The following is an 856-nucleotide window of genomic DNA, read 5'->3' as shown; positions in this document are numbered from 1 at the left end:
CCGCACATGCGGGCTTTTTTGTTGCCTGTGTAAAAGCCGAGTGGCGTGTCAGCTTGCCCGCTTGTTGCGGCGAATCCGATCAAACCACACCGCCAGCAGCAGAATGCCGCCGCGGATCAGGTACTGATAGAACGTCGGCACGTTCATCAGGCTCATTGCGTTCTGCACCGACCCCATGATCAGAACGCCGACCAGCACGCCGGACACGGTTGCGACCCCGCCCGTGAGCGACACTCCGCCCAGCACGCAGGCCGAGATCACGCCCAGCTCAAGCCCGACGGACGTTTTCGGATCGCCCAGACTCATGCGCGAGGCCAGCATCACGCCGGCAAAGCCCGTCACCAGGCCCTGCAGGACGAACACGGCGATCTTGATGCGTGTGACAGGCAGGCCGGCAAGCAGCGCGGCTTCTTCATTGCCGCCGACGGCAAGGACGTTCTTACCGAACACCGTCTTCTTGAGCAGGAAGCCGAACAGTGCGAAACCAACGATGTTGCTCCAGATCGGGTATGAAATACCGAGGAAGGATCCGCCGCCCAGGTCGAAGAAGCTCTCTTCGGAAATCATGACCGCGTCGCCGTTGGAGGTGATGAAGGCGAGGCCGCGCACGACTTCCATCATGGCCAGCGTGACGATCAGCGAGTTGATCTGGTAGCGCGCCACCAGCACGCCGTTGACGAGCCCGACCAGGCCGCCTGCCAGCACGCCGGCTCCGACACCAAGCGCCACGCTGTGCGTTGCGGTGATGAGCGTCGATGCCACCACGCCCGCGAAGGCGACGATGGAGGCGACGGACAAGTCCACCTCGCCGAGTGCGAGGACGAACATCATCGTGACGGAAATGGAGCCGATCAGG

General features: G+C 62.9%; 1 protein-coding gene. It reads right to left on the bottom strand.

What is annotated here, in order from left to right; translation table 11 throughout:
- Positions 1-48 precede the first annotated feature (48 nt).
- Positions 49-856 (bottom strand): L-arabinose ABC transporter permease AraH (gene araH, locus FUT88_RS25330; RefSeq protein WP_147219307.1); only part of this gene is annotated, 808 nt, incomplete at its 5' end.

Source organism: Ralstonia sp. TCR112, assembly GCF_007997035.1.
Lineage (GTDB): Bacteria > Pseudomonadota > Gammaproteobacteria > Burkholderiales > Burkholderiaceae > Ralstonia > Ralstonia edaphi.
This window is presented reverse-complemented; position numbering and strand designations above follow the sequence as displayed.